We start from the raw sequence: 26419 nt of genomic DNA on the forward strand, positions 1-26419 counted from the left end.
CCAGACTACGGCTGTGTGAAGGGCACGGCGTCCGCGTCGGCGTGGGCGACGGCACCGTCGCCCGACACCGCGACGTTCTCCGGCGAGAGCAGGAAGACCTTGCTGGTGACGCGCTCGATCCGCCCGTACAGCCCGAGGGACAGCCCACTGGCGAAGTCGATGAGACGGCGCGCGTCGGCGTCGCTCATCTGCGACAGGTTGATGATGACGGGGATCCCGTCGCGGAAGTTCTCGGCGATCGTCTGCGCGTCCCGGTACTGCTTCGGGTGGACAGTCAGGATCTCGCTGACGGTCGTGGGCGCGGGCTGACGGACCACGGCGGGACGGTGGAGAGGGGTCACGGGAGCGGCCTTTTCGACGGTGGCGGTCTTGTTCCGGTTCGTCGGCTGCGGAGCCGGCTCCTCGTAGACCTCTTCTTCGTCGGCGAGACCCAGGTACACCATGGTCTTCTTGAGCGGGTTCGACATCGCATCCTCCGTTGTGCTCATCTGTTCTGAGGTTAACCGCGGAGCGGGCGCGGACCCGTGATTGCCGAGCCGATGCGCAGGTGTGTCGCACCGGCGGCGATCGCCTCTTCGAAATCGCCCGTCATCCCCGCCGAGATCGCGGAGGCGGACGGCTCCACACCACGGACGGACTCGGACATCCGGGCGAGACGGGCGAATGCACGCGCGGGCTCTTCGTCCAGAGGCGCCACAGCCATCACGCCGCGCAGGCGCAGGGAGCTGAGGCCCACGACATGCTCGGCCAGGGACAGGAGGCCATGGGGATGGACACCGCCGCGTGCTGGATCGTCGGTGAGGTTGATCTGGAGGAAGACGTCGAGGACATCGTCCTCCGGCGTCTCGGCGGCGGCATCCAGAGCGTCGGCGATCCGCGGACGATCCACCGAGTGCACGGCGGAAGCGACCGACCGGATCGCGCGCGCCTTGTTCGTCTGAGCCTGCCCGACGAAGTGCCAGCGCATGTCGGCGAGGTCGCCGAGGTCGCCCGCTTTCGCACTCAGCTCCTGCTGGCGGTTCTCGCCGACGTCCCGGACAGCCGCCGCGTAGAGCTCCCGTACGAGAGAGGCGGGGTGGAACTTGGTCACCACGATCCGGATGATCTCCGCCGGGTCCCGGCCGTGCGCGCGTGCCGCCGCGGTGATGCGCGCGTCGACGGCGCCGAGACGACCGGTCAGGGTCTCGGCGCCGTCGGGCGCGGAAGCATCGATCACGGCGGGATCGGCGTCACTTCAGGAAGTCGGGGATGTCGAGGTCGTCGTCGCCGAAGGCGGAGTCGTAGCTCGTGTCCGCGGTGACGCTCACGGGCACAGGGGCCGCTTCGGCGCGCTCGGGCGCCGGGGCCTCGGGGACGGCCGCCGGCATGGCGGGAGGCGTCATGACGCGGGCCGCGGTGATCGGCTCGATCCGCGCCTGGGGCTCGCCGCCGTCGAAGCCGGCGGCGATGACCGTCACGCGCACCTCATCGCCGAGCGTGTCGTCGATGACGGTTCCGAAGATGATGTTGGCCTCGGGATGCGCGGCCTCTTTGACCAGCTGCGCGGCATCGTTGATCTCGAAGATGCCGAGGTTCGACCCGCCCTGGATGGACAGCAGGACACCGTGCGCGCCCTCGATCGAGGCCTCGAGCAGGGGCGACTCGACCGCCAGCTCGGCAGCCTTGATCGCACGGTCCGCACCGCGGGCGGAGCCGATGCCCATGAGGGCCGAACCCGCACCCTGCATGACGGACTTGACGTCGGCGAAGTCGAGGTTGATCAGACCCGGCGTGGTGATGAGGTCGGTGATGCCCTGCACACCGGCGAGCAGCACCTGGTCCGCCGTGGCGAAGGCCTCGATCATCGAGATCCCGCGGTCGCTGATCTCCAGAAGGCGGTCGTTCGGGACGACGATGAGGGTGTCGACCTCTTCCTTGAGTCGCGAGACACCCGCTTCGGCCTGGCTCTGGCGGCGGCGTCCCTCGAAGGAGAACGGCTTCGTGACGACGCCGATCGTGAGAGCGCCGATCGACTTGGCGATCTTGGCGACCACGGGCGCCCCGCCCGTACCGGTACCGCCCCCCTCGCCCGCGGTCACGAAGACCATGTCGGCGCCGCGCAGAGCTTCTTCGATCTCCTCGGTGTGGTCCTCCGCGGCGCGGCGACCGACCTCGGGGTCGGCACCGGCGCCGAGACCGCGCGTGAGCTCGCGTCCGACGTCGAGCTTCACATCCGCGTCGCTCATCAGCAGTGCCTGAGCGTCGGTGTTGATCGCGATGAACTCCACTCCGCGCAACCCGAGCTCGATCATGCGGTTGACGGCGTTGACGCCGCCTCCACCCACGCCGACCACCTTGATGACAGCGAGGTAGTTCTGGTTCTGGCTCATGCCGGCCTCCGTAGCGCCCTAAACCTGCGTAACCTTCAACTTCTCGTTGAGGTATAAAGAATTACCCGGTATGCAATTCCTAGGTCGAAGGTAGGCCGCGCTCCCCACCGCGCCCGGAGCGACCTGGGCGTGTCGCGACATCGCCCCCGGATGTCCCCGCTCCCGTCAGCTGAAGACGACGGATGACGGGGACGAGACGTCGTAGACACGGACGTCCGCCGGCGGGCGGGCGGTCATCGCCGCCTCGAGGACCACGGCCTTCAGCCCGGAGTCCTCGGCGCTCCCCCACACGACCCGCGTGTCGGTCGCGCCCAGAACGAGGGTGACGTCGTCCGCGGTCGATGCCTCCACCTCGGTCACCTGTGCGGCGATGTCCGCCGGAAGGGAGCGGACCACACGTCCGGCCGCATCGAACGCGTCCCCCTGCGCACCCCCGTCGATCCGCAGGATCGGGGTCCCGGGCCCGGACTCGGCCGTCGTGGACAGCACCACCCCGGCCGCGTCCACGAGGGTGAACCCGGAGGAGCTCTCGAAGACGCCGATGGGCGTGCGCTCCACGACGCGGACCACGAGCTCATGCGGCGGACGCGCCTCGATCGCGTAGGTCTCGATGAGGGGGAACTCCGCGAGCACCTCATGCACGGCATCCGCGTCCACGAGGGGCAGCGGTGTCCCGATCTGATCGCCGAGGGCGGCCTCGACCCGTGCCACGTCCAACTGCTCGGCGCCGATCACCCGCACCTGCTCGACCGCGAACAGCGGGCTGTAGGCGACGCCGAGGGTGGCGAGACCCAGGAGGAGCACCGCACCGCACGCGCCCAACCACACCGCGCGCCGTCGCCGCTGCCGCACCGTGAACCGGCGGACCTCGGCGCGCAGGGCCTTCCGCCGCGCTCGCGCGGCACGCCACACGTCCCTCATGCGCACCGGACCGGGGGCCTGCACCCGCACATCCTCCGAAGACGTCGGCGGCGGGGCCGACGGCAGCGAGGACGGCGCCGCCTCCAACGGGATCACCGTGGCGAGGATCGACTCCTCCGTCGGCGTGCCGGCACCCTCTAGGGCGCCACTCTCCGCCGTCGGGGAATCCTCCGGCCGATCGCGCCGAACGCCGCCGTCGTCGACCGGCGGCGGAAGGGGCGTCGGCCGGCGCATGCCTCAGCGCCCGCCTCGGTCGCCGACGTCCTCGAGCGCACCCAGGACCTGGGGGATGATGAGGTTCACGTTGCCGCACCCGAGGGTGATGATGAAATCGCCCTCGCGCGCCACGGACGCGGCGTAGTCGGCCGCCTGCTGCCAATCGGGCACATAGTGCACCGCCGAAGGGTCGCGGAATGCGCCACTGACGAGCTCGCCCGTCACACCGGGCACGGGGTCCTCGCGGGCACCGTAGACATCCAGCATGACCGTGTGATCGGCGCACGCCTCGAGCACCTGCGCGAACTCGCGGTACATCTCCTGGGTCCGCGAATACGTGTGCGGCTGCTGGATCGCGATGATGCGGCCGTCGCCGACCACGCTGCGCGCACCCGTCAGGGCCGCCTCCACCTCGGTCGGGTGGTGGGCGTAATCGTCGTACACGCTGACACCGCGACGCACCCCGTGCAGGTCGAACCGCCGCACCGTTCCGGCGAAGCCTTCGACGGCGCGGACGGCATCCTCGAACCCGATACCGAGCGCACCGAGGACCGCCACCGCGCCCGCGGCGTTGATCGCGTTGTGGACTCCCGGCACCGGCAGCGCCGCGTGGACCGTGTGTCCGTCCGCCGTCACGGAGAAGCGGAGCCCGCCCTCGGTGACGACGTCATGGACGCGTACCGTGGCGTCCTCCGACTCGCCGAAGGTGATCACCCGCCCGTGGGACAGGAGAGCCCGCACCTCTCGCGCGCCGGGGTCGTCCGCCGAGATCACCACCGCCTCCGACGCGCGGTCGGCGAAGCGCACGAAGGCGTCGAAGAACGCCTCGCGCGAGCCCCAGTGGTCGAGGTGGTCAGGGTCGACGTTCGTGACGAGGGCGACCGCCGTGTCGTAGAGGAGGAACGTCCCGTCGGACTCATCCGCCTCGATCACGAACAGATCGTCCGATCCTGTTCCGCTGGAGACCCCGAGCTGCGCGATCACACCGCCGTTGACGAAGGTCGGGTGCACGTCGAGGCCCTGGAGGGCGGTGACGACCATGCCGGTCGACGTCGTCTTCCCGTGCGCCCCCGCGACCGCGACCAGGCGTCGACCGCCGATGAGCCAGTGCAGCGCCTGGGAACGGTGGATCACGGCCAGTCCGCGCTCCCGGGCGAGCAGGAGCTCGGGATTCTCGGGCCAGATCGCGCCGGTGTGGACGACCGTGTCGGCATCCGTGGGCAGGTGGGCGGCATCGTGACCGATGTGGACGTCCGCGCCGAGCGCCGCCAGCTCGCGCAAAACCGCACTGTCGGCACGATCGGACCCGGAGACGCGGATGCCGCGCGCGAGGAACATGCGCGCCAGTCCGGACATGCCCGAACCGCCGATCCCGATGAAGTGGGCGGCATCGATGCGATCGGGGATCGGAAGGCTGAGGTCGGGTCTGATCATGGCCCGACAATCCTAGGTCCGCTCGCTCCGCCTCCCCTGTGGGCGCGCGGAGAGCGATGCCTGTATCGACACATTGATACATGGATGGTACAAAAGAGTCATGGCCATCGATCTCGGCGACCCGATCCAGGCGCATCGACTGTCGGAACGCGCGCGACTGCCGTTCGGGTCCGATTCGGCGCACGGCGCCGTGATCGCGCGGGTGCGGCGCGGTCCGGTCGTGAGCCTGACCTCGACCCTCGTCGCCGTCGTGCTGACCACCGCCGTATGGCGGACGTGCACACCCGATGTGCTCCTCGTCTCGGCCGGCATGACCGCCTCCATGCTCGCGGCCGGCGTCCTCGGACTCGTCCCGCCGGTCTGGTCCGGCGCGGGACTCCTTGTCTTCGGCCTGTTCCCCTGGTGGGGCATTCCGGCGCTCCAGGTGCTGTACTCGGTCGGACAGGGCCGACTCCGCGCGGATCTCCTCCCCCGCGCGCCGCGAGCGACCGCCGACGGGAGACAGGCGTGATCGTCATCGACCCGCGCTCCCCGGTGCCTCCGTTCGAGCAGCTCCGCACACAGATGACCGACGCGATGGTGTCGGGCGAGCTGGCGCCCGGATCCCGACTCCCCACCGTCCGTCGTCTCGCCGAGGATCTGGGCATCGCTCCCGGCACCGTCGCGCGCGCCTATCGCGAACTCGAGTCGACGGGCTTCATCGAGACGCGAGGCCGCAACGGAACCTTCGTCGCTCCCCGCGGCGACGAGATCGAGAGACGTGCGCAACGCGCAGCCGCCGACTTCGTGGCGCAGATGCGGGCACTGCGGGTGGATGCGGCCACCACGGTCGACCTGGTGACCGCCGCGCTGCGATCGCCCGCCGCGGACGGCGGTCCCGTCACTTCTTGACGCGCGCCGCGAGGACCTCGTCGACCAGCGCGATCAGATTCTCCGTGCCGTTTCGGGTGCCCACGCGCGCTGCGGCGTCGGCCATCGCGGCGCGACGTGGGGAATCCCGAAGCAGAGGCAGGATGTCGCGCCGAACCGAGTCGCCGTCGAACCCCGCGTCGTCCACGAGGACGGCGGCGCCGGCGTCCACGGCAGATGCCGCGTTGAGCGCCTGCTCCCCGTTCCCGACGGCGTAGGGCACGTAGACCGCGGGGAGGCCGAGCGCACTGATCTCGCTCACCGTGGCCGCGCCGGAGCGCGAGACGACGAAGTCCGCCGCCGCGAAGGCGTGGTCCATCCTGTCGATGTAGCGGCGGACGACGTAGCCGCGGACACCGGGATCGGTGAGTTCGGACCGCTCCCCCGTCACGTGCACGAGCTGCCACCCGGCGTCCAGGACGTCCCGCCACGCGGCGTCGTGTCCCTCGCCGAACGCCTCGTTCAATCGCTGCGCGCCGAGAGATCCGCCGAAGACGAGCAGCGTCGGGCGGTCGAGGTCGAGCCCCAGATCCATGGCCGCGCGCGGGCGCACGGCCTCGACGTCGAGATCGACCAGCTCGCGCCGGAGCGGCATCCCGACGAAACGACCGCCGCGCAGCGGCGTCCCCTCGAACGCAATCCCGACGGCGGCGGCCCGGCGGGCGCCCAGCACGTTCGCAAGGCCGGGCTTGGCATTGGCCTCGTGCACGACGACGGGGATGCCGGCCCGACGCGCGGCGACGTAGGCCGGAGCCGCCGCATAGCCGCCGAACCCGACGACGACGTCGACCCCATGCGCGCGGATGTGCTCGCGGACCTGACCGATCGCGCGACGGAAGCGCGCGGGGAACCCGACGGCGGCGCGATCCGGGCGGCGCGGGAAGGGCACCTTGTCGACGATCAGCAGCTCGTACCCGCGCGCCGGCACGAGGCGGGATTCCAGACCCTCCCGGGTCCCCAAGACGAGGATCCGCGCGTCGGGTTCCCGCTCGCGCAGACCGTCCGCCAGGGCCAGCAGGGGGTTGACATGTCCGGCTGTCCCGCCGCCGGCCAGAAGATACGTCGTCACCGCATCGACCCTACCGGCGGGACGATGTGAGCTCAGCGCGTCCGGGGGCGTCGTGCCGCCGCGATCGCGGCTTCCCGCCGACGTGCGACGTCCGGCAGCGTTCGGGAGAAGGCCAGCAACACGCCGCTCGCGAGCAGCACCGACATGAGGGACGTGCCCCCCTGCGACATGAAGGGCAGCGGGACTCCGAGGACGGGGAAGACGCGGAGCACGACGCCGATGTTGATGAGCGCCTGTCCGACGATCCACACCGTGATCGCCCCCGAGACGATCCGCACGAAGGGGTCGTCGGTCTTGCGGATGATGTGGAAGGCGCCCACCGCGTAGAGGGCGAAGAGACCGAGCACGACCGCGCAGCCGATCAGGCCGAGCTCTTCGCCGACGATGGCGAAGATGTAGTCGTTCGCCGCCGCGGGGAGCCAGTCGTACTTCTCCCGCGAGTTCCCGAGCCCGAGCCCGAAGACTCCGCCCCCGGCCAGCGCCCACATGCCGTGCAGCGGCTGGTAGCAGTCGTTCAGGTAATCCGAGAGGCAATCGGTGTTGAGGAAGCTCATGAAGCGCCGCATGCGGTCGGGGCTCGCGACGGCGAGGTATGCCACCGCCGCTGCGGCGCCGAGCGCGGGGAGGACGAAGATGCGCAGTCGGACCCCGGAGAAGAACAGGGCGCCGAGGACCAGCAGCGCGAGGATCATCGCCGTGCCGAGGTCGTGACCGGCGAGAACGGTGGCGATCACGAGCACCGCCACCGGCACGAGCGGGATGTAGACGTGACGCCACAGCGCCATGAGCGTCTGCTTGCGATAGAGCACGTACCCCACCCACAGCGCGAGGGCGAGTTTGAGGAACTCCGACGGCTGCGCCTGGAGGCCGGCGATGTTGATCCAGTTGCGGTTTCCGTCGTTCGAGACGCCGAGGGGTGTGAACACGAGGAGCTGCAGCACCGTCGCGCCGATGAGCGCCGGCCACGCCATGCGCTTGAGGAAGGCCAGCGGCAGCCGACTGGCGATGAACATCAGCGGAATGCCGAGCGCCGCGAAGACGAGCTGTTTGACGGCGGCGTCCCACGGCGCCACCCCCGCCGCGGTCGTCGTCGCCGAGGTCGCCGACAGCACCATCACGAGCCCGAACAGGGTCAGCAGCAGCGCCGTGGAGGCGATGAGGAGGAACTCGCTCGGCACGGGCGCGAACACGCGGCCGAGGCTGACCCGGGCGGAAAGCCCGCGACGCTCGGGCTCAGGGGCCGAGGTCGGGAGGTTCCGGGGATGCGTCGTGCTCACCCTGCGCTCCCGTCCGGATCCGATCGTGCACCGCCGCGGCGAATCTGCGCCCGCGGTCTGCATAGGAGGAGAACTGGTCGAAGGAGGCCGCGGCCGGCGCGAGGAGGACCACGTCGCCGTCACGCGCGATCCCGGCGGCCAGTTCGACGGCCCTCGCCATGACGTCTTCAGTCTGAGCGGCGACCACCTCGAACAGGGGCACCTTCGGCGCGTGTCGCGCGAACGCGTCGACCACGGCGGTACGGTCCTCCCCGATGACGACCACCGCGGTGATCGACGACGCGCGGGCGGCCACCAGCTCGGAGATGTCGACGCCCTTGAGGAGTCCCCCCACGATCCAGACCGCTCCCGGATAGGCGGCGAGCGAGGACCCCGCCGCGTGGGGATTCGTCGCCTTCGAGTCGTCGACCCAGGTGATCCCGGCGTGCCGCGCGACGATCTCGATGCGGTGAGGATCCAGCCGGAAGGAGCGGAGGGCGTCGCGGATGGCGGCGGGCTCGACGTCGAGTGAGCGTGCCAGGGCCGCCGCGGCCAGGATGTTCGAGACGATGTGCGGGGCCGCCAGCCCCGCTTCGTCGAGCTCGGCGACCGTGGTGAGTTCGAGAGCGCTCGTCCGCCGCTCCTCGAGGAAGGCACGGTCGACCAGGATGCCGTCGACGACGCCGAGGTCGCTCGGGCCGGGGACTCCCAGATCGAAACCGATGGCGCGCGCACCCTCGACGACCTCGGCGTCCTCCACCATGACGCGGGTGGCGGCATCCGCCTTGTTGTAGACGCACGCGACGCGGGTCCGGTCGTAGACATGGGCTTTGGCGTCACGATACGCGTCGTAGGAACCGTGCCACTCCAGGTGATCGGCAGCGAGGTTCAGGCACACCGCGGCGTGCGGTGAGACCGGCTCGGGAGAGTCCTGGCGACCGAGGTACCACAGCTGGTGGCTCGACAGCTCGACGACGAGGACGTCGAAGCCTCCGGGGTCGCGGATCGCGTCGAGGACCGGAGTCCCGATGTTGCCGACCGGAGCGGCGCGCAGGCCGCCGGCGACGAGCATCGTGGCCGTGAGACGCGTGGTCGTCGTCTTCCCGTTGGTGCCGGTGATGAGCACCCAGTCCGCCGGGCGCCCGTCCGGACGGACGACCTTGTCGCGCACGCGCCAGGCGAGCTCGACGTCACCCCAGAGGGGGATCCCCGTCTCCTCCACCCATCGCACGAGTGGATGGTTCGGCGCGAATCCCGGCGAGGCGACGACCACGTCGGGGGCGAACGCCACGAGGTCGTCCGGAACCTCGTCGAGCGGTCCGGTCCATGCCGCGACACCGATGACCGGAAGGAGGCGCGCGTACTGCTCGTCGGCGCCCTCGCTGACGACCAGCACCTCGGCGCCGAGTTCGGCGAGGGTGTCGGCGACGGAGAAGCCGGTGACCGAGAGACCGAGGACGGCGACGCGCAGACCCGTCCAGTCCGCGTACCAGCTGGTCAGCCCCTGCAGACGCTCGGCGCTCATGTGCGGGTCAGCCATTCCACATAGAAGAAGCCGACGCCCGAGACGGCGAGCAGCCCGGCGATGATCCACATCCGCACCACGATCGTGATCTCGGGCCAGCCGCGCATCTCGAGATGATGGTGGAGGGGACTCATCAGGAAGAGGCGTTTTCCGCGGGTCACCTTGAAGTACGCGCGCTGGAGGATCACCGAACCGGAGGCGATGACGTAGACGCCGGCGACGAGGACCGCGAGCAGTTCGGTGCGGGTGAGGATCGCCATGGCGGCGAGGACGCCGCCGATCGCCATCGAGCCCACGTCTCCCATGAAGACCTTCGCCTTGGGCGCATTCCACCAGAGGAAGCCGACGAGCGCACCGACGAACGCGGCGGAGACGATCGCGAGGTCGAAGGGGTCCCGTACCGCGTAGCACGCGGGTTGGGCGCTCGCGGAGAGTGCCTCACCACCCCAGCACGCCTGGTTGAACTGCCAGAAGGCGATGAGGCTGTATGCGCCCGCGACGAAGATGCCCGCGCCCGCGGCGAGGCCGTCCAGGCCGTCGCTGACGTTCACGGAGTTCGAGAACGCCGTGCCGATGAAGGATATCCACGCGAGGTACAGCAGCCAGCCGAGGATGGGTCCGAGGACCATGAAGGACAGCACGGGCACATCGCGGAAGACCGAGATGTACGGGGATGCCGGCGTCTGACCCCACTGATTGGGGAAGTTCAGCGCCACGATCGCGAACGGCACGAGCACGAGGATCTGCCCGACGATCTTCCGCCAGCCTGAAAGACCCAGGCTCCGCTGCTGCCGCACCTTCATGTAGTCGTCGATGAACCCCACGGTGCCGAAGCCGAGCATGAGCCAGAGGACGAGGAGACCGGAGATGGTGGGCGGGTTGTTCCCGGTGTAGCCGCCGACGAGGTAGCCGACGATCGTGCCGACGATGAAGATCGTGCCGCCCATGGTGGGCGTTCCGCGCTTCGCCCCGTGGCTGGGGTTGTGCAGGTTCTCGGGGGTCCGGATCACCTGTCCCCAGCCCCACCGTCGGAAGAGCCTCAGGAAGACGGGGGTGAGGAAGAGGGTGAATGCCAGCGAGATCGCCGCCGCGGTCAGAAGGGATCTCACGAGAAGGATTCTCCCAGACGGTCGCCGAGGAACCGCAGCCCCACCGAGTTGGAGGACTTCACCAGCACGCGATCCCCGTCTCGCAGCTCGCCGAGCAGGTAGTCGTACGCCTCGTCCGCCGTGGCGAAGAAGACCGCCTCGCCATCCCAGGACCCCTGTGCGATCGCCTCGAGGTACATGCGTCGCGCCTCGGGTCCGACGATGACGATGCGCTGGATGCCGAGGCGGACCGCGAGGAGCCCGATCCGGTCGTGCTCGTCCTCCGCATACTCGCCCAGCTCGCTCATCGCGCCGAGGACGGCGACCGTGCGCTCGCCGGGGCGGGTGATCTGCGCGAGGGTCCGCAGCGCGGCGGCCATGGAGTCGGGGCTGGCGTTGTAGGCGTCGTTGATGATGCGCACCCGCTCGGACCCGAGGGGCTGCATACGCCAGCGCTCGGCGAGCTCGAGCGTCTCCACGCGCGCCACGGCGTCGGTGAGACTCACCCCGAGAGCCGTTGCCGCGGCGATCGCGGCGAGGGCGTTCATCACGTGGTGCTCGCCGAGGACGCGCAGGTGCAGGGGCGCCGAGACGCCGTCCGCCACCACCGTGCAGTGGGTGCCGGATGCGGTGACCTCGACGGCTTCGGCGCGGACGTCGGCGTCGGCGCCGCGGCCGAACCACCGCACGTTCACCTCGCCCTCCGCGGCGATGGGTGCCATCGCCGCGACACGGGCGTCGTCCGCGTTGAGGACGGCGAGTCCGCCGGCCCGGACCGCGCGGACGAGTTCGGACTTGGCGTGGAACGTGGCCTCGATGCCGCCGAACCCGCCGGCGTGCGCCATCCCCACCATGAGCACGATGCCGACGTCGGGGTGGACGAGACCTGCGAGGCGGGCGATCTCGCCCGGCGCGCTCGCACCGAATTCGCTCACGAGATACCGGGTGTCCGCACCGACGCGGAGCATCGTCAGCGGCGCCCCCACCTCGTTGTTGAACGAGGCCCGGGGCGACACGGTCTCTCCTTCGCCCTCGAGGATCCGGGCGAGAAGGTTCTTCGTCGTCGTCTTGCCGTTCGATCCGGTGATGCCGACGATGCGCAGATCGCCGCGCTGCCGGACGTCGGCCACGACGGCGCGGGCGAGATCCGCCAGCGCCGCCACGGCGTCCGCGACGACGATCTGCGTCAGCGGAGCATCCACGGGACGTTCGACCAGCGCGAGCGCCGCCCCCGCCTCGGCCGCCGTCGCCACGAAGCGATGCCCGTCGGTGGTCTCCCCCGGCTTGGCGACGAAGACGTCGCCCGGGCCGATGAGGCGGGAATCGGTGTCGACCGCCCCCGACACGACGGTGTCGAGGATGTCGTCACCGGAGAGGAGTGGGTCGCCGGCGGTGGCGCGGGCGATCTGGGCGATGGTGAGAGGGATCATGTGTTCTCCGGCCGGGTCGGAGTGCTCATCCGAACTTCGGCAGAACCTCGGGCGACGTCGTGGAGGGCATGACGCGATAGGTCTTGAGGACCTGGGTCATGGCCTTCTGGAACGCCGTCGCGTTGGCCGCAGACGATGTTACCTTCGTCGGCTCGTCGAGGGTGACCACGACGAGGTACTCGGGGTCGTCGGCGGGGGCGAATCCCACCATCGAGGTGTAGTAGACGCCGGACTTGTAGCCGCCGGTCACGGGGTCGACCTTCTCACCCGTTCCGGTCTTGCCGGCGACCCGGTATCCGGGGATCGCGACCTGCGGCGAATAGGAGGCCTGCAGGAAGACGTTCTCGAGCATCGCCCGCACCTGCGACGCGGAATCCTCGCTGATGACGCGCTCCGGCGCGGGCAGGTCGGGCTTCGTGACCGTCCCGTCGGCGGCGGTGCACGATTCGACGAGGGAGAGCGGCACCCGCACGCCGTCGTTGGCGATCGCCGCGTACGCCCCGGCGAGCTCGGGCATCGTCGTGGTCAGACCCTGTCCGAACGACGTGTTGTAGAGCGTCTGGTTGTCCCACTGGTCGGACGGGCGCAGAACGCCCTGTTCCTCGCCGTAGAACGAGACGGCGCTGCCTTCCCCGATGCCGAACCTCTGGAAGTAGTCGTACCGCGTCTGCGCGTCCACCTTCTCGCTGAACTTCGAGATGCCCGCGTTGGACGAGTCGATGAGGACGCCGGTGAGGGTGTAGGCGTAGGCGGGGTGGGCGAAGGCGTCGCGCACCCGCGCCCCGTTCGCGAAGGTCTCCTGGCTCGACGCGACGACCGTCGACTCGGTGTTCTGCCCCCCGGCGTCCACGACCGTGGCGGCGGTGAGGGCTTTGAAGGTCGACCCCGGCTCGAACGTGCCGCGGAAGATCCAGTTGCCTCGGTCGTCGGGCCCGCTCGCGAGGGGGTCGTTGGGATCGACGCTCGGGTACTCCGCCGCCGCCCGGATCTTCCCGGTCTTCGTCTCCACGACGAGGATGCCACCGCGCTGTGCGCCCATGTCCTGCACCTGCTCGCCGATGAGCTGCTGGAGATACCACTGGAGGTCGCGGTCGATGGTGAGGGCGAGGGTGCCGCCGTCCTCGGCGGGCTGCACCTTCTCGGTGCCCGGGATCAGGACGCCGTCCTTGCCCCTCTGGAAGGTGCGCGACCCCTCGGTCGGGGCGAGGCAGGAATTCGCGGAAAGCTCGTAGCCCTCGAGCGCGGTGCCGTCGGATCCCACGAATCCGATGAGGTTGCCCGCCACCGCGCCGTCGGGGTAGGCGCGGGCCGGGTGCGGCACGCACACGATGTACGGCATCGAAAGGTCGGCCAGCGACCGGTACTGCTCGGTGGTCACGCGGCGCTCGAGGTAGGCGAAGCGCGAGTCCGGGTTCTCCGCCAGCGCATCGGCGACGATGGCGCGGACGGCCGCGACATCCTGCCCGGTGATCTCCGCGACGTCCTCGGAGACCTCGATCCACGGGCGTCGGGAGGAGGTGCCGTCGAGGATCTGGGTGTCGATCTGCGTGATGAGGAGAGGGTCGAGCTGGCAGTCGTACAGGAGGATGCTGCCGGCGAGGGTGTCTCCCTGCTCGTCGACGATCTCGCCGCGCGCGCCGTAGAGCGTCTGCGAGCCGCCGAGGGCGTTCTCGATCGAATCAGCGACATGCTCGTCGGCGTTGACGATCTGGATGTCGACCAGACGCACGATGAAGCCCGCGAGCACCGCGAGGACCACGGCGAGCGCGACGACGGTGCGCCTGCGCGGGCTGCGGGTGGTGCGGGTGGTCATGTCTCTCGCATCGTCGTGGCGGGCCGGTGGGATCAGTGTGTGGTCGGTGTGGGCAACCCGTCGGTGATCGGCGGCGGCGTGTCGGAGACCGTGCCGTCGGCACCCATGACCGCGTCCAGCACGGGGGCCCCGGCGATCGTGGCGTCCGGATCGGTGACGAGCGGGGTTCCCGTGATCAGGGCGTTGGGCACGCTTCCCCGCGTGGCGGCATCGATCGAGGCGGATCCCCCCGCCATCTCCCCTGCCCCGAGGAAGGCGCCGTCGCTCAGCCGGAGGTAGCTGGGCGCGTCGCCGATCACCATGCCGAGTGCCGAGGCGTTGGCCGCGAGGTACTGGGGCGAGGACAGGCCCGCGACCTCGTCGTAGAGGATCTGTGACTGGTAGGTCAGATCGCGCTGCTGCTGAGTGAGGGCGGCCACTTCGTACGCGCCCTGGGTCGTGAGGATCGACAAGGCCATCTGCGCCCCGGCGATCACGAAGGCGCCGACGACGGCGATGACGCCGAACGCACGCCGCGGGCGACGGCGACGCGCGGGCGCGTCCACGACGCGGAGCGGGCGGATGCCGTCCGGTCGGGCGTCGGGGGCGCGGTGAGGAAGCGCCGACCCCCACGGCTGAGCGGCGGCACTCATGCGTCCTCCCGGATTCTGACGGCGGTGCGTAGGCGCACGGGAGTCGCGCGGGGGTTGACCGCCCGCTCCTCCTCGGTCGCGAGTTCTGCGCCCTTGGAAAGCAGCCGGAAGCGGGGCGCGTGCTCGGGCAGCTCGACGGGCAGGCCACGCGGGGCGGTGGACGCCGAGACCGCCGCGAACTCGCGCTTGACGAGGCGGTCCTCGAGGGATTGGTACGACAGCACGACGATCCGGCCGTCGACGGGCAGGATCTCCAGCGCGGCGGGAATCGCTCGCTCGAGGACGGCGAGCTCACGGTTGACCTCGATCCGCAGCGCCTGGAAGACGCGCTTGGCGGGGTGCCCGGCCCGCTGGACGGCGTGCGGGGTGGCGGCGACGAGGATGTCCACGAGCCGACCCGACCGTTCGATGGGTTCCTCGTTCCGCGCGGCGATGATCGCGCGCGCATACCGTCCGGCGAGCTTCTCCTCCCCGTACCGCTCGAAGATCCGGCGAAGATCCCCCTCGCCGTAGGTGGCGACCACCTCGGCGGCGGTGATCCCGGCGCTCTGATCCATCCGCATGTCCAACGGTGCATCGCGGGAGTAGGCGAAGCCGCGGTCGGCGACATCGAGCTGGAGGGAGGAGACGCCCAGGTCGAAGAGGATCGCCGTCGGCGCGCCGAGGCCCACGGACGCCACTGCGTCCCCGATGCCGTCGTACACCGTGTGCACCAGGTGCACGCGGTCGCCGAAGCGCGAGAGCCGCTCCCCCGCGATCCGCAGAGCATCGAGGTCCCGGTCGAGTCCGATCAGACGGGCGCGCGGGAAACGGTCGAGGAAGGCTTCGGCGTGTCCTCCCATGCCCAGGGTGGCGTCCACGAGGAGCGCGCCGTCGGGCTCGAGGGCGGGGCCGAGGAGCTCGACGCAGCGCTCGAGGAGGACGGGGGTGTGGATGTCGCGGAGATTCATGGTGAAAGGGGTTCCGTTCCTCGGCCCTGATCCCCATCCGCTCTGACCTGGCGCCGGGGAAGTGCGTCAGGGCGAAGCGGCTGGGAGTCACGGTCGAGGGCTCAGAAGAGTCCCGGGATCACCTCCTGCTCCAGCTCGGCGAACGTCTCTTCATTCGCTTCGGCGTAGGCGTTCCAGGCCTCTGCGTCCCAGATCTCCGCGTGCGCACCGACGCCCGTCACGACGAGGTCCTTTCCGAGACCCGCGTATGCGCGGAGGGGCACGGGGATCGTGATGCGGTTCTGCCCGTCCGGCTTCTCCGCGCTGGCGCCGGAGAGGAACATGCGCAGGAAGTCCCGCGCCTGCTTGTTCGCGAGGGGGGCCTCGCGGATGCGTTCGTGCACGCGCTCGAACTCGGCGGTGGAGAAGACGTAGAGGCAGCGGTCCTGCCCGCGGGTCACCACGACGCCGTCCCCGAGGTCGTCGCGGAATTTTGCCGGAAGGATGACGCGACCCTTGTCGTCGAGTTTGGGAGTGTGCGTGCCCAGCAGCATCGGCTCATCCCACCCCCTTCGTCCGGCCCCGAAGTTTCACGCCACTTTACTCCACTTTCCTCCACTTTGATACCCAATCCCACCCCGAGATCCACCCCCTCCCTCCACGGCGCACAAAAAAGAGCACCGACCCGAAGGTCGGTGCTCTTTTCGTGGGAGCGAGGAGGGTCAGCGTCCTTCTTGACGCTTGTCCCAACGGTCGTTCATGCGGTCCATGAAGGATGCCGAACTCTGCTTCGGCGCTCGGGCTCGTGAGACATCGGGTTCGACCGGCGCCTTGCCGGACGCCTTGCCCGGAGTGACCGCGAAGATCACACCGCCCAGCATGACGACGAACCCGATCACGCCCACCACGATCAGCTGCTGCGAGACGCCGACGATGAGTCCGCCGAGGCCCAACAGCACGAGGATCGTGCCGTAGACGATGTTCCGGTAACTGAGCGTGCGTCCGTCACGAGGCGCACTGACGACGTCGGCGTCGTTCCGCATGAGATGGCGTTCCATCTCATCGAGCAGGCGCTGCTCCTGTTCGGAGAGTGGCATGCGTCCCCCTCTAAAGGCTGTGGTTCGTCGATTCTACGTGGCCCGTAGATCACTAGGCTAGGCCCGTGTCACCCTCTCGCGCTCCGATCGAAGCCATTTCCCAGCGTCTGGACACATTCCTGGGCCTCCAGCGCGCGACGACGGCCGAGTTCGGCCCCGAAGCGCGCCTTCTGACCGACGCAGCCGGCGACGCTCTGGCGGGCGGCAAGCGCCTGCGCGGCAGGTTCTGCGTCGCGGGATGGCGTGCCGTGGAGGCACTGCGCTCGCCTGTGGACGACTTCCCCGACGCCCTGATCGGCGTCGCCGCGTCCCTCGAGGTCTTCCACGCCGCAGCCCTCGTCCACGACGACGTCGTCGACAACTCCGACACCCGTCGGGGGCACCCTTCCGCTCACCGGGCACTGGAGGCCGCGCACCGCGCAGCGCAGTGGCAGGGCGACGCGGAGGCGTTCGGCCGTTCCGGAGCGATCCTCCTCGGCGACCTGCTCGTCGCGTGGAGCGACGACCTTCTCGAAGAATCCGTCGGGTCGGTGGACGCGTCGCGCGCCCGCGCCGCCCGGGCCGAATACGCCAAGATGCGGAGCGAAGTCACGATCGGCCAGTTCCTGGACGTCGCGGAGGAGTCCGCCTTCCGGACCGAACCGGACGAGCGACACGCCGAGCGTGCCCTGCGCGTCGCGTCGCTCAAGTCGGCCCGGTACAGCATCCAGCAGCCCCTCGTCATCGGCGCGGCGATCGCGGGAGCCGATCAGGCGCAGTCCGCCGCGCTGGCGGCATTCGGGCACCCCCTCGGCATGGCCTTCCAGCTCCGCGACGACGTCCTCGGCGTCTTCGGCGACGAGAAGGAGACCGGCAAGCCGTCCGGCGACGACCTGCGCGAGGGCAAGCGCACCGTTCTCATCGCATACGCACGGGAGGCTCTGCCCCTCCCCGCGCGACGCGTCGTCGATGATCTCCTGGGCGACCCCTCTCTCGACGACGCCCAGATCGCCTCGCTGCAGCAGACGATCATCGACGCCGGCGCTCTGGAGCGCGTGGAGCAGCTGATCGCCGACTACGCCCGACAGGCGGAGCGGGCGTTGTCCGGCGCACGCCTGGACAACGCGGCCGTCGGAGACCTGCGTGAGCTGGCACGGGCGGCGACCGTCCGGGTCACCTGACCCGACGGAACGAGCCTGATCGGATGGTGAGGACGCTCAGGCCAGAGCGCGCGCCACTCGGCGCACCTCGCTCTTGCGGCCGGCGCGGAGCGCCTGGATGGGCGCCATGCCGATGGTGTCCTCGTCGGCGAGCAGCCAATCGATCGCCTCATCGTCGCTGAAACCCGCGTCGTGCAGCGCGATGACCGTGCCCCGGAGAGAGGGCAGCGGTGCACCGTCCACGACGAAGAGCGCAGGCACCTTCAGGGATCCGTCGCGTCGCGTTCCGACGAGGTGGTGATCGTCGAGCAGGCGCCGCACCCGGCCCAGCGGTTCGTCGAGGACCTCGACGAGCTCAGGGAGCGTCAGCCACTCGGTGTCGAGGGGGGAAGCATCGGCAGTCACCCGTCAACTATCTCACTGCGACGATCGACCGGCGGTTCACAACTCTCACACTGTCCTCATGAACCTCTTTCGTCACACATTTAACATGGGAGAGCTCGACGCCCGCGCGCGACACGCATCGTGTGCCCTCGACGAAGGAGACCTCATGCGTCATCTCACCGCCCCCACCCGCGGCCCCGCCCTCCCCCTCGCCGTCGTCGGCTCACTCGCCGTCGCCCTCTCCGCCGCTCCCCCGTCGCACGCGGACACCCTCCGAACACACGCCGCGCCGAAGAGCGCCTCGAATCCCGTGGACGGCGTCCGCGCTGCCGCGGCATCGGTGATCGGCAGCGTCGAGACGGGTGCCGAGACCCGCCACACGGTCGTCGCCGGCGACACCGTCAGCGGCATCGCCTCCCGATTCGGCGTCCGCACCGAGGACGTCCTCGCGCTCAACGGTCTCGCGTGGGACTCCGTGATCCACCCGGGGCAGGAACTGGTCGTGCGCGCCGCCGCCGCGCCGTCCCCCACCCCCGAGCCGGCCCCCGCCGCGTCGCACACCGTCGTCGCGGGCGACACCATCAGCGGGATCGCCGGGCGCCATGGAGTGAGCGTGGAGAGCATCCTGGCGGCGAACGGGCTCCAGTGGTCGTCCATCATCTATCCGGGTCAGACACTGGCGCTTCCGCTGGCGGCGACGCCCGCGGCCGCGACGGCGCCCGCCCCCATCGCCCTGTCGGTGCCGTTGGACGACGAGCAGTCCACCCATGCCCGTCACATCATCGCGGTCGGACGCGAACTCGGGGTTCCCGATCGCGGCATCGCGATCGCCCTGGGCGCGGCGATGCAGGAATCCTGGATCCGGAATCTCGACTGGGGTGACCGCGACTCCCTCGGGCTCTTCCAGCAGAGGCCGAGCACCGGGTGGGGCACGGAAGCTCAGCTTCGGACGCCCGACCACGCGATCCGCGTCTTCTACGGCGGCCCCGCCGATCCGAACGGAACCGCGACGCGTGGTCTGCTCGACATCCCCGGTTGGGAGCAGATGTCGTTCGCGGACGCTGCCCAGGCCGTGCAGATCTCGGCGTACCCCGACCGCTACGGAGCCTGGGAGCACGCGGCGTACGAATGGCTGGCCGCGCTGGGGTGAGCCGCTCCGCGGACTCACGGCTCGGCGTCCGTAGACTCTGAGCGTGAGCACGAGTCAGCAGACCGACCCGCTGATCGGCCGTCTCGTCGACGGCCGGTATCGGGTGCGTGCTCGTATCGCCCGTGGCGGCATGGCGACGGTCTACGTCGCGACCGACCTGCGGCTCGAACGGCGCGTGGCGTTGAAAGTCATGCACGGCCACCTGAGCGACGACAGTGTGTTCCAGAGCAGGTTCATCCAAGAGGCCCGCTCCGCCGCCCGTCTGGCAGACCCCCATGTGGTGAACGTCTTCGATCAGGGCCAGGACGGCGAGATGGCCTACCTCGTCATGGAGTATCTGCCCGGGATCACCCTGCGCGACCTGCTCCGGGACCAGCGGCGTCTGACCGTTCCCCAGGCGGTGACCATCATGGACGCCATCCTTTCGGGGCTGGCGGCCGCGCACCGGGCCGGCATCATCCACCGCGACGTCAAGCCGGAGAACGTCCTCCTCGCCGAGGACGGTCGCATCAAGATCGGCGATTTCGGCCTCGCGCGCGCGACCACGGCCAACACCGCGACCGGCGCTCAGCTGCTCGGGACCATCGCCTACCTCGCCCCGGAGCTGGTCACGCGTGGGACGGCGGATGCGCGCAGCGACATCTACGCCCTCGGCATCATGCTCTACGAGATGCTCGTCGGCGAGCAGCCCTACAAGGGCGAGCAGCCGATGCAGATCGCCTTCCAGCACGCGACGGACTCGGTTCCCCGGCCCAGCGTGAAGAACCCGGCCGTGCCGGAGCCGCTCGACGAGCTGGTCCTGTGGGCGACCGAGAAGGTCCCCGATGACCGACCGGCCGATGCGAAGGAGATGCTCGACCGCCTGCGCGAGATCGAGCGCCACCTCGACATCACCCCTGTCGTCACGCGGACCGGTCCGATCTCGGTGACCCGCGGCGAGGGGATAGCCTCGGGCGACCTCACGGCGGTGCTTCCCGCCACGACCGGCGGCGCACCGGCGGCCTCGTCCGAGGGGACCGACAACGCCGCGCGCCTGCGTCGCGCCTCGCGGCGCCGGCGCGCGGCGGGTGGTTGGGTCTTCCTCCTCGTCGTCCTGCTCGCGACCGCGGCCGCAGGCGCGGGATGGTGGTTCGGGTCCGGCCCCGGGAGCCTCGTCGCCGTCCCCGACGTGGCCGGACTCACCTTCGAGACGGCGACCGAGCGACTCGCCGATGAGGGACTGGTGGCCCGGGAGCGAGGCGAGCACAGCCTCGACGTCCCGGCAGGCCAGGCCATCGGGACCGATCCCGAGGCGGGAACACGCCTCGAGCAGGATGCCTCGGTGGAGGTCATCGTCTCCCTCGGTCCCGCGCAGGTGCAGGTTCCCGCCCTCATCGGCACGTCCAAGACCGAGGCGATCGACACGCTCGCCCAGCAGAACATCACCGCGGACGGCGAGTCCGGCTTCTACACCGACGCCGCGCGCGACAGCGTCGTCGGTGTCGTGATCCGCCCGAGCGCAGGCGGCGAAGAGGTGCCGTGCGGCGACGGTTGCACCGCTACGCAGGGCGACGCCGCCACACTGTGGGTGTCGCTCGGCACACTCCCCAACGTGCGTGGCATGAGCGCCGATGACGCGCGTGCCACGCTGACCTCGTCAGGTCTCGAGGTGGCTGAGGGCGCGCTCGAGCAGTCCAGCGAGGACATCGCCGCGGGGCTCGTGGTCGGCACGACCGACCGCGAGGGAGGCGGGTGGTGGCGTCCCGGAGACGCCATCTCCCTGATCGTCTCCACCGGTCCCCCGCTGTTCGAGGTCCCCAACGTGGTCGGACAGACCCGCGACGAGGCCATCGGAACCCTCGAGGACGCCGGTTTCCAGGTCGATTACTCGGCGCTGTGGGCGCCGTTCCCCGACGCGATCACGCGGGTGTCGAGCTCGAACCCCGCGGCGGGCTCCTTCCTGCTGCGGGGAACGCGCGTGTACATCGAGATCTCCGTCAGCGGCTGACGGCGCCGTCCCCGGTGATCCGGGTCGGCGCCGTCGCGGCCGATCAGCGCTTCTCGAGCTCCTCGGCGACCAGGAACGCGAGCTCCAGCGACTGCATGTGGTTCAAACGCGGGTCGCACAGCGATTCGTAGCGTGTGGCGAGGGTGGCCTCGTCGATCATCTCCGAGCCGCCGAGGCACTCCGTCACGTCGTCGCCGGTGAGCTCCACGTGGATTCCGCCGGGGTACGTCCCGACGGAGCGGTGGGCCTCGAAGAATCCGCGGACCTCGTCGACGACGTCATCGAAGCGACGTGTCTTGTAGCCGGTGGGCGTGGTGATGCCGTTGCCGTGCATCGGGTCGGTGACCCAGACCGGCGTGGCACCCGAATCCTTGACCGCTTCCAGCAGCGGCGGGAGCGCGTCTCGGATCTTGCCGGCCCCCATGCGCGTGATGAACGTGAGGCGGCCGGGCTCGCGCTCCGGGTCGAGCTTGTCGATCAGCTGGAGAGCGACCTCGGGCGAGGTCGACGGTCCGAGCTTGACGCCGATGGGGTTGCGGATGCGGGAGAAGTAGTCGATGTGCGCACCGTCGAGCTCGCGCGTACGCTCCCCCACCCACAGGAAGTGGGCCGAGGTGTTGTAGGGCGTGCTGGTGCGCGAATCGATGCGCGTCATGGGGCGCTCGTAATCCATGAGGAGCCCCTCATGCCCGGTGTAGAACTCCACACCGCGGAGCTCGTCGAAGTTCGCTCCGGCGGCTTCCATGAACTTGATGGCACGGTCGATCTCGGTGGCGAGACGCTCGTAGCGCTGGTTCGCCGGGTTCTCCGCGAATCCCCTGTTCCAGGAGTGCACCTCGCGGAGGTCGGCGAACCCGCCCTGCGTGAAGGCGCGGATGAGGTTCAGCGTCGATGCCGCGGTGTGGTAGCCCTTGAGCAGACGAGCGGGATCGGCTTGACGGGAGTTCTCGGTGAAGTCGTATCCGTTGACGATGTCGCCGCGGTAGGCCGGCAGCGTGACATCGCCGCGTGTTTCGGAATCGCTCGAGCGGGGCTTGGCGAACTGCCCCGCCATGCGCCCCATCTTCACGACCGGCATCGATGCCCCGTAGGTGAGCACCACGGCCATCTGGAGGACGGTCTTGATGCGGTTGCGGATCTTCTCGGCCGTCGCGCCGGCGAAGGTCTCGGCGCAGTCGCCGCCCTGGAGCAGGAAGGCGCGACCTGAGGCCACGCGCGCGAGCCGGTCGCGGAGATTGTCGACCTCTCCGGCGAAGACGAGGGGCGGGAGGGTCGCCAGTTCTGCGGACACCGCGGCGACCGCCTCGGCGTCGGGCCACGACGGCTGCTGCTTGATGGGCAGGGTCCGCCAGTGATCGAGGGGATCGAGCTGCTGGAGCATCCGCCAAGTCTATCCGCGCCGACGCGCGGGCAGATGCACGTTTCAGCGTCGACGCGGCCGCGCGACGAGGCGGTCCTTCACCGTGGACGCGTAGACGTCTTCGTACTCCTGCTCGCCGAGTCGCTGCAGCGCGACCATGATCTCGTCGGTGATCGAGCGGAGGATGTAGCGGTCCCCCTCCATCCCCTCGAAACGGGAGAAGTCCAGCGGTTCGCCGATGACCACCCCGACCCGGGCGACGCGCGGGATGCGGGTGCCGATCGGCATCATGGTGTCGGTGTCGACCATCACGACGGGGACGACGGGGACGCGCGCTTCGAGCGCCATCCGGGCGATGCCGGTGCGGCCGCGGTACAGCTTGCCGTCGGGGCTGCGGGTGCCCTCCGGGTAGATCCCGAGAAGCTCCCCTCTCCCCAGCACCTGGAGGCCGGTGTTCAGGGACGCCTCCGACGCCTTGCCGCCGGACCTGTCGATCGGAAGCTGCCCGGTCGCCTTGAAGAAGACCCGGGTGGCCCACCCCTTCAGCCCTTTGCCGGTGAAGTAGTCGCTCTTGGCGAGGAACGCCACCGGCCTGTCGATCATGAGCGGCAGGAAGATCGAGTCCACGAACGAAAGATGGTTGCTGGCGAGGATCGCACCGCCTTCAGCGGGGACGTTCCGGCGGCCGACGATCCAGGGTCGGAAGATCGCCTTCACGATCGGCCCGATCACCACGTACTTCATCAGCCAGTAGAACATCGGACTAGGCCTGCTCCCCCGCGAGGTCGGCGACGCCGATCACGCCGGCGTCGTTGACGAGCTGGGCGATGGCGAAGCGCGCCACCGGGCGGTCGCCGTAGCCCGGCAGAGAGGTCTCGTAGGCGATGCGCACGGGTTCCAGCAGATCATCTCCCAGCTGGGCGACGCCACCCCCGATGACGAAGAGCTCGGGGTCGAGGACCGCCTGGAAGCCGCCGCACGCCTCCCCGAGAGCCGTGGCGACCCGGCGCAGTGCTTCGATCGCACCCGCGTCACCCGCGAGGACCAGGCGCGAGACCGCCGGCCCGCTGATCACCCCGTTCTCCTCCCGGAGCTGGGCGAGGGCTTCTCCGATGCCGCCGCCGTCCGCGATCGCATTCGCCTCCCGCTGGAGCGCGCGTCCGGAGGCGTACTGTTCGAGGCATCCGTTCTGACCACAGCCGCAGGCGCGTCCGTCCCGGGCGAACCGCGTGTGGCCGAGTTCGCCGCCGATTCCGTGTCCGCCGCGGAAGAGCGCACCGTCGAGGACGACCGCTCCACCGACCCCGGTGCCCATCGTGAGCATCACCATGTGGTCGACGTCGCGCCCCGCCCCGAACCGGAACTCGGCCCACCCCGCGGCGTTGGCGTCGTTCTCGATGGTGACGGGCAGACCGATGCCCCGCTCGAGGATCGCCTTGAGCGGCTCGTTGTGCCAGGCGATGTTCGGGGCGTGGATGACGACGGCGCGGTCGCGGTCGATGAAACCGGCGGCTGCGACACCGACAGCGGAGATCTCGTGCGCGGCCCGGAAGTGGGCGGCCATGTCGATGACCGCCCGCGCGAGCGCACCGGTGTCCTTGGGCGTGTCGACGCGCAGCTTCTCCACGATCCGCCCCTCGGCATCCACCACGCCGCCGGCGATCTTCGTGCCGCCTATGTCGATTCCGACCTTGAGCACCGCGTTCCTCTCCGCCGGCGCACGCGCGACGGCGCCTTGAAGTCTAGTGGCGCGTCGAGATCGCCCCCGCGGCATTCCCGACCCCGCCCACGCGCGAGCGGCCATCGGTGTGCCCGACCCATGCTCTGATTAGACTCGGTACGAACGAACCCGAGATTCCGTACCGGTACCGAAGGAGCTGCCGTGGCACAATTCGACGTCCCCGCGATCGTCCCCGCCGATCCCACCGCGAACGTGAGTGACCTGCTGGTCGACCGCGTGAACCAGACCCCGCAGCGTGCACTGTTCGCCGTGCCCGACGGAGACGGCTGGCGCGACATCAGCGCCGCGCAGTTCCACGCGCAGGTGATCGCCCTCGCGAAGGGATTCGCCGCCGCCGGAATCCAGCCCGGCGACAAGGTCGGCTTCATCGCCCGCACCACGTACGACTGGACGCTGGTCGACTTCGCGCTGTTCTTCGCCGGCGCGGTCATGGTCCCCATCTACGAGACCAGCTCCGCAGCCCAGATCGGATGGATCCTCAGCGACTCCGGTGCGGTGGCCTGCATCACCGAGTCCGCGGACCACTCCGCACGGCTCGCCGAGGTCCGTTCGGACGTTCCCCTCGTGACCTCCGTGTGGGAGATGCACGCGGGCGACCTGGACACCCTCGTCGCTCAGGGCTCGGCTGTGACGGATGCGGAGATCGAACGCCGGCGGAAGATCGCCGTCGGCTCCGACATCGCCACCCTCATCTACACGTCCGGGTCGACCGGTCGCCCCAAGGGCTGCGTCCTCACCCACAGCAACTTCGTCGAGCTCGCCCGCAACTCCGGGAAGGCCCTGCAGGAGGTCGTCGCCGAGCCGGACGCGTCCACGCTGCTCTTCATCACCACGGCGCACGTGTTCGCCCGGTTCATCTCGATCCTCAACATCCATGCTGGCGTGAAGACCGGACACCAGCCCGACACCAAGCAGCTGCTGCCGGCTCTCGGCTCCTTCAAGCCCACCTACCTCCTCGCCGTCCCGCGCGTCTTCGAGAAGGTCTACAACTCCGCCGAGCAGAAGGCCGAGGCCGGCGGCAAGGGCAAGATCTTCCGGGCAGCGGCCCACACCGCGATCGAGCACTCTCGCCTGTTGCAGGAGGACGCGCGCATCCCCCTCGGCATGCGGCTGAAGTTCGCACTGTTCGACAAGCTCGTCTACAGCAAGCTGCGCACCGCCATGGGTGGCCGCGTCCGCCACGCCGTGTCGGGATCGGCGCCGCTCGGGCCGCGGCTGGGGCACTTCTTCCACAGCCTGGGAGTCGTCATCCTCGAGGGATACGGCCTCACCGAGACGACCGCGCCCGCCACGGTGAACCTCGTGACGAAGTCGAAGATCGGCACGGTGGGCCCGGTCCTGCCCGGCGTAGGCGTCCGGATCGCGGACGACGGCGAGGTCGAGGTCCGCGGCATCAACGTGTTCAAGGAGTACTGGCGCAATCCCGAGGCGACCGCGGCGGCATTCGACGGCGAATGGTTCCGGACGGGCGATCTGGGCGAGTTCGATCAGGAGGGCTTCCTGAAGATCACCGGGCGCAAGAAGGAGATCATCGTCACCGCCGGAGGCAAGAACGTCGCCCCCGCCGGGCTCGAGGACCCCATCCGCGCCAACCCGATCGTCGGCCAGGTGGTCGTCGTGGGTGATCAGAAGCCGTTCATCTCGGCCCTCATCACCCTCGACCCGGAGATGCTCCCGACCTGGCTCGGGAACAACGGCCTCCCCGCCGACATGTCGTTGGAGGATGCGGCGAAGAACGACGCCGTGCGCGCCGAGGTGCAGCGGGCGATCGACGTCGCCAACAAGAGCGTTTCGCGCGCCGAGTCGATCCGGAAGTTCGTCATCCTCCCCACCGAGTGGACCGAGGCGAGCGGGCATCTCACACCGAAGATGAGCATCAAGCGGAACGTCATCATGGACGACTTCGCGGCGCAGATCGAGGAGCTCTACACGGTTCCCGTCAACACGACGTCCACGTCGATCAGCTGAGG

25 protein-coding genes are annotated in these 26419 nt (G+C 69.8%); 6 read left to right on the forward strand and 19 right to left on the reverse strand.

Annotated features, from left to right (window positions below; genetic code table 11):
- Window positions 1-5 precede the first annotated feature (5 nt).
- The 5 genes from AB0O93_RS06710 to murC form a co-directional block, all read right to left on the reverse strand.
- Window positions 6-467 carry a cell division protein SepF gene (locus AB0O93_RS06710; RefSeq protein ID WP_363341878.1) on the reverse strand — a complete coding sequence of 154 codons (462 nt, stop codon included), beginning with the start codon at window positions 465-467 and terminating at the stop codon, window positions 6-8.
- A gap of 32 nt (window positions 468-499) precedes the next feature.
- Window positions 500-1216, reverse strand: coding sequence for a YggS family pyridoxal phosphate-dependent enzyme (locus AB0O93_RS06715; protein WP_363341705.1), 717 nt, complete (start codon window positions 1214-1216; stop codon window positions 500-502).
- 13 nt (window positions 1217-1229) lie between these two features.
- Window positions 1230-2369, reverse strand: coding sequence for a cell division protein FtsZ (gene ftsZ / locus AB0O93_RS06720; RefSeq protein ID WP_053547280.1), 1140 nt, complete (start codon window positions 2367-2369; stop codon window positions 1230-1232).
- Window positions 2370-2534: 165 nt separating this feature from the next.
- Entirely contained in the window at window positions 2535-3524 is a 990-nt protein-coding gene (locus AB0O93_RS06725; protein ID WP_363341708.1) for an FtsQ-type POTRA domain-containing protein, read from the reverse strand.
- A 3-nt stretch (window positions 3525-3527) separates the two neighbouring features.
- Complete coding sequence (gene murC, locus AB0O93_RS06730; protein WP_363341710.1) at window positions 3528-4940, reverse strand: UDP-N-acetylmuramate--L-alanine ligase; 1413 nt, start codon at window positions 4938-4940, stop codon at window positions 3528-3530.
- 100 nt (window positions 4941-5040) lie between these two features.
- Between murC and AB0O93_RS06735 the strand changes: the two genes are divergently transcribed.
- Window positions 5041-5451: a hypothetical protein gene (locus AB0O93_RS06735; RefSeq protein WP_363341712.1), complete on the forward strand. Its 411-nt coding sequence runs from the start codon at window positions 5041-5043 to the stop codon at window positions 5449-5451.
- Window positions 5448-5831, forward strand: a complete 384-nt coding sequence (locus AB0O93_RS06740) for a GntR family transcriptional regulator (protein ID WP_363341714.1) — start codon at window positions 5448-5450, stop codon at window positions 5829-5831. The genes AB0O93_RS06735 and AB0O93_RS06740 overlap by 4 nt, the downstream gene beginning before the upstream one ends.
- On the opposite strand, the gene AB0O93_RS06745 is transcribed toward AB0O93_RS06740, so the two are convergent.
- The 10 genes from AB0O93_RS06745 to AB0O93_RS06790 form a co-directional block, all read right to left on the reverse strand.
- The gene (locus AB0O93_RS06745) at window positions 5821-6918 is read right to left on the reverse strand and encodes a glycosyltransferase (RefSeq protein WP_363341716.1); all 1098 of its coding nucleotides are present in this window, start codon (window positions 6916-6918) and stop codon (window positions 5821-5823) included. The two genes, AB0O93_RS06740 and AB0O93_RS06745, sit on opposite strands and share 11 nt — an antisense overlap.
- 32 nt (window positions 6919-6950) lie before the next feature.
- Window positions 6951-8195 carry a putative lipid II flippase FtsW gene (gene ftsW / locus AB0O93_RS06750; RefSeq protein WP_236968543.1) on the reverse strand — a complete coding sequence of 415 codons (1245 nt, stop codon included), beginning with the start codon at window positions 8193-8195 and terminating at the stop codon, window positions 6951-6953.
- Complete coding sequence (murD, locus tag AB0O93_RS06755; RefSeq protein ID WP_363341880.1) at window positions 8152-9699, reverse strand: UDP-N-acetylmuramoyl-L-alanine--D-glutamate ligase; 1548 nt, start codon at window positions 9697-9699, stop codon at window positions 8152-8154. The genes ftsW and murD overlap by 44 nt, the downstream gene beginning before the upstream one ends.
- The gene (mraY, locus tag AB0O93_RS06760) at window positions 9696-10808 is read right to left on the reverse strand and encodes a phospho-N-acetylmuramoyl-pentapeptide-transferase (protein WP_363341719.1); all 1113 of its coding nucleotides are present in this window, start codon (window positions 10806-10808) and stop codon (window positions 9696-9698) included. The genes murD and mraY overlap by 4 nt, the downstream gene beginning before the upstream one ends.
- Window positions 10805-12217, reverse strand: coding sequence for a UDP-N-acetylmuramoyl-tripeptide--D-alanyl-D-alanine ligase (gene murF / locus AB0O93_RS06765; protein WP_363341721.1), 1413 nt, complete (start codon window positions 12215-12217; stop codon window positions 10805-10807). The genes mraY and murF overlap by 4 nt, the downstream gene beginning before the upstream one ends.
- Before the next feature lie 25 nt (window positions 12218-12242).
- Window positions 12243-14030, reverse strand: coding sequence for a penicillin-binding protein 2 (locus tag AB0O93_RS06770; RefSeq protein WP_363341723.1), 1788 nt, complete (start codon window positions 14028-14030; stop codon window positions 12243-12245).
- A 32-nt stretch (window positions 14031-14062) separates the two neighbouring features.
- On the reverse strand, window positions 14063-14662 hold the full coding sequence (locus tag AB0O93_RS06775) for a hypothetical protein (protein WP_363341725.1): 600 nt from the start codon (window positions 14660-14662) through the stop codon (window positions 14063-14065).
- Window positions 14659-15612 (reverse strand): 16S rRNA (cytosine(1402)-N(4))-methyltransferase RsmH, encoded by a 954-nt coding sequence (gene rsmH, locus AB0O93_RS06780; RefSeq protein ID WP_363341727.1) that lies wholly within the window; start codon window positions 15610-15612, stop codon window positions 14659-14661. Before rsmH ends, AB0O93_RS06775 begins: the two co-directional genes overlap by 4 nt.
- Before the next feature lie 101 nt (window positions 15613-15713).
- On the reverse strand, window positions 15714-16145 hold the full coding sequence (gene mraZ, locus AB0O93_RS06785; protein WP_053547267.1) for a division/cell wall cluster transcriptional repressor MraZ: 432 nt from the start codon (window positions 16143-16145) through the stop codon (window positions 15714-15716).
- Between the two features lie 168 nt (window positions 16146-16313).
- Entirely contained in the window at window positions 16314-16688 is a 375-nt protein-coding gene (locus tag AB0O93_RS06790) for a DUF3040 domain-containing protein (protein WP_363341729.1), read from the reverse strand.
- A 65-nt stretch (window positions 16689-16753) separates the two neighbouring features.
- Between AB0O93_RS06790 and AB0O93_RS06795 the strand changes: the two genes are divergently transcribed.
- Complete coding sequence (locus AB0O93_RS06795; protein ID WP_363341731.1) at window positions 16754-17848, forward strand: polyprenyl synthetase family protein; 1095 nt, start codon at window positions 16754-16756, stop codon at window positions 17846-17848.
- A 36-nt stretch (window positions 17849-17884) separates the two neighbouring features.
- Here AB0O93_RS06795 and AB0O93_RS06800 read toward each other — a convergent pair whose 3' ends face one another.
- Complete coding sequence (locus AB0O93_RS06800) at window positions 17885-18232, reverse strand: Rv2175c family DNA-binding protein (protein ID WP_363341733.1); 348 nt, start codon at window positions 18230-18232, stop codon at window positions 17885-17887.
- Between the two features lie 145 nt (window positions 18233-18377).
- Between AB0O93_RS06800 and AB0O93_RS06805 the strand changes: the two genes are divergently transcribed.
- Window positions 18378-19361: a LysM peptidoglycan-binding domain-containing protein gene (locus AB0O93_RS06805; RefSeq protein ID WP_363341735.1), complete on the forward strand. Its 984-nt coding sequence runs from the start codon at window positions 18378-18380 to the stop codon at window positions 19359-19361.
- 43 nt (window positions 19362-19404) lie between these two features.
- Window positions 19405-21348: a Stk1 family PASTA domain-containing Ser/Thr kinase gene (pknB, locus tag AB0O93_RS06810; RefSeq protein ID WP_363341737.1), complete on the forward strand. Its 1944-nt coding sequence runs from the start codon at window positions 19405-19407 to the stop codon at window positions 21346-21348.
- A gap of 43 nt (window positions 21349-21391) precedes the next feature.
- Here pknB and AB0O93_RS06815 read toward each other — a convergent pair whose 3' ends face one another.
- Genes AB0O93_RS06815 through AB0O93_RS06825 form a run of 3 tightly spaced genes read right to left on the reverse strand, consistent with a single transcriptional unit; the run spans window position 21392 to window position 24407 of the window.
- Complete coding sequence (locus AB0O93_RS06815) at window positions 21392-22729, reverse strand: class II 3-deoxy-7-phosphoheptulonate synthase (protein WP_363341739.1); 1338 nt, start codon at window positions 22727-22729, stop codon at window positions 21392-21394.
- A gap of 42 nt (window positions 22730-22771) precedes the next feature.
- On the reverse strand, window positions 22772-23467 hold the full coding sequence (locus AB0O93_RS06820; protein ID WP_363341741.1) for a lysophospholipid acyltransferase family protein: 696 nt from the start codon (window positions 23465-23467) through the stop codon (window positions 22772-22774).
- Window positions 23468-23471: 4 nt separating this feature from the next.
- Window positions 23472-24407, reverse strand: coding sequence for an ROK family protein (locus AB0O93_RS06825; RefSeq protein WP_363341743.1), 936 nt, complete (start codon window positions 24405-24407; stop codon window positions 23472-23474).
- Between the two features lie 183 nt (window positions 24408-24590).
- Between AB0O93_RS06825 and AB0O93_RS06830 the strand changes: the two genes are divergently transcribed.
- Window positions 24591-26417 carry an AMP-dependent synthetase/ligase gene (locus AB0O93_RS06830; RefSeq protein ID WP_363341745.1) on the forward strand — a complete coding sequence of 609 codons (1827 nt, stop codon included), beginning with the start codon at window positions 24591-24593 and terminating at the stop codon, window positions 26415-26417.
- Window positions 26418-26419: the final 2 nt, after the last annotated feature.

Source organism: Microbacterium sp. NPDC077184, assembly GCF_040687055.1.
GTDB lineage: Bacteria > Actinomycetota > Actinomycetes > Actinomycetales > Microbacteriaceae > Microbacterium.

Bases quoted from the DNA above. Each gene is read 5' to 3' on its own strand.
- AB0O93_RS06815 (WP_363341739.1), bottom strand. From the start codon at position 22,729: ATGCTCCAGCAGCTCGATCCCCTCGATCACTGGCGGACCCTGCCCATC.
- rsmH (WP_363341727.1), bottom strand. From the start codon at position 15,612: ATGAATCTCCGCGACATCCACACCCCCGTCCTCCTCGAGCGCTGCGTC.
- AB0O93_RS06770 (WP_363341723.1), bottom strand. From the start codon at position 14,030: ATGACCACCCGCACCACCCGCAGCCCGCGCAGGCGCACCGTCGTCGCG.
- AB0O93_RS06725 (WP_363341708.1), bottom strand. From the start codon at position 3,524: ATGCGCCGGCCGACGCCCCTTCCGCCGCCGGTCGACGACGGCGGCGTT.
- AB0O93_RS06775 (WP_363341725.1), bottom strand. From the start codon at position 14,662: ATGAGTGCCGCCGCTCAGCCGTGGGGGTCGGCGCTTCCTCACCGCGCC.
- AB0O93_RS06805 (WP_363341735.1), top strand. From the start codon at position 18,378: ATGCGTCATCTCACCGCCCCCACCCGCGGCCCCGCCCTCCCCCTCGCC.
- AB0O93_RS06735 (WP_363341712.1), top strand. From the start codon at position 5,041: ATGGCCATCGATCTCGGCGACCCGATCCAGGCGCATCGACTGTCGGAA.
- AB0O93_RS06820 (WP_363341741.1), bottom strand. From the start codon at position 23,467: ATGTTCTACTGGCTGATGAAGTACGTGGTGATCGGGCCGATCGTGAAG.
- AB0O93_RS06790 (WP_363341729.1), bottom strand. From the start codon at position 16,688: ATGCCACTCTCCGAACAGGAGCAGCGCCTGCTCGATGAGATGGAACGC.
- AB0O93_RS06710 (WP_363341878.1), bottom strand. From the start codon at position 467: ATGTCGAACCCGCTCAAGAAGACCATGGTGTACCTGGGTCTCGCCGAC.
- murC (WP_363341710.1), bottom strand. From the start codon at position 4,940: ATGATCAGACCCGACCTCAGCCTTCCGATCCCCGATCGCATCGATGCC.
- ftsZ (WP_053547280.1), bottom strand. From the start codon at position 2,369: ATGAGCCAGAACCAGAACTACCTCGCTGTCATCAAGGTGGTCGGCGTG.
- murD (WP_363341880.1), bottom strand. From the start codon at position 9,699: ATGAGCGCCGAGCGTCTGCAGGGGCTGACCAGCTGGTACGCGGACTGG.
- murF (WP_363341721.1), bottom strand. From the start codon at position 12,217: ATGATCCCTCTCACCATCGCCCAGATCGCCCGCGCCACCGCCGGCGAC.
- mraZ (WP_053547267.1), bottom strand. From the start codon at position 16,145: ATGCTGCTGGGCACGCACACTCCCAAACTCGACGACAAGGGTCGCGTC.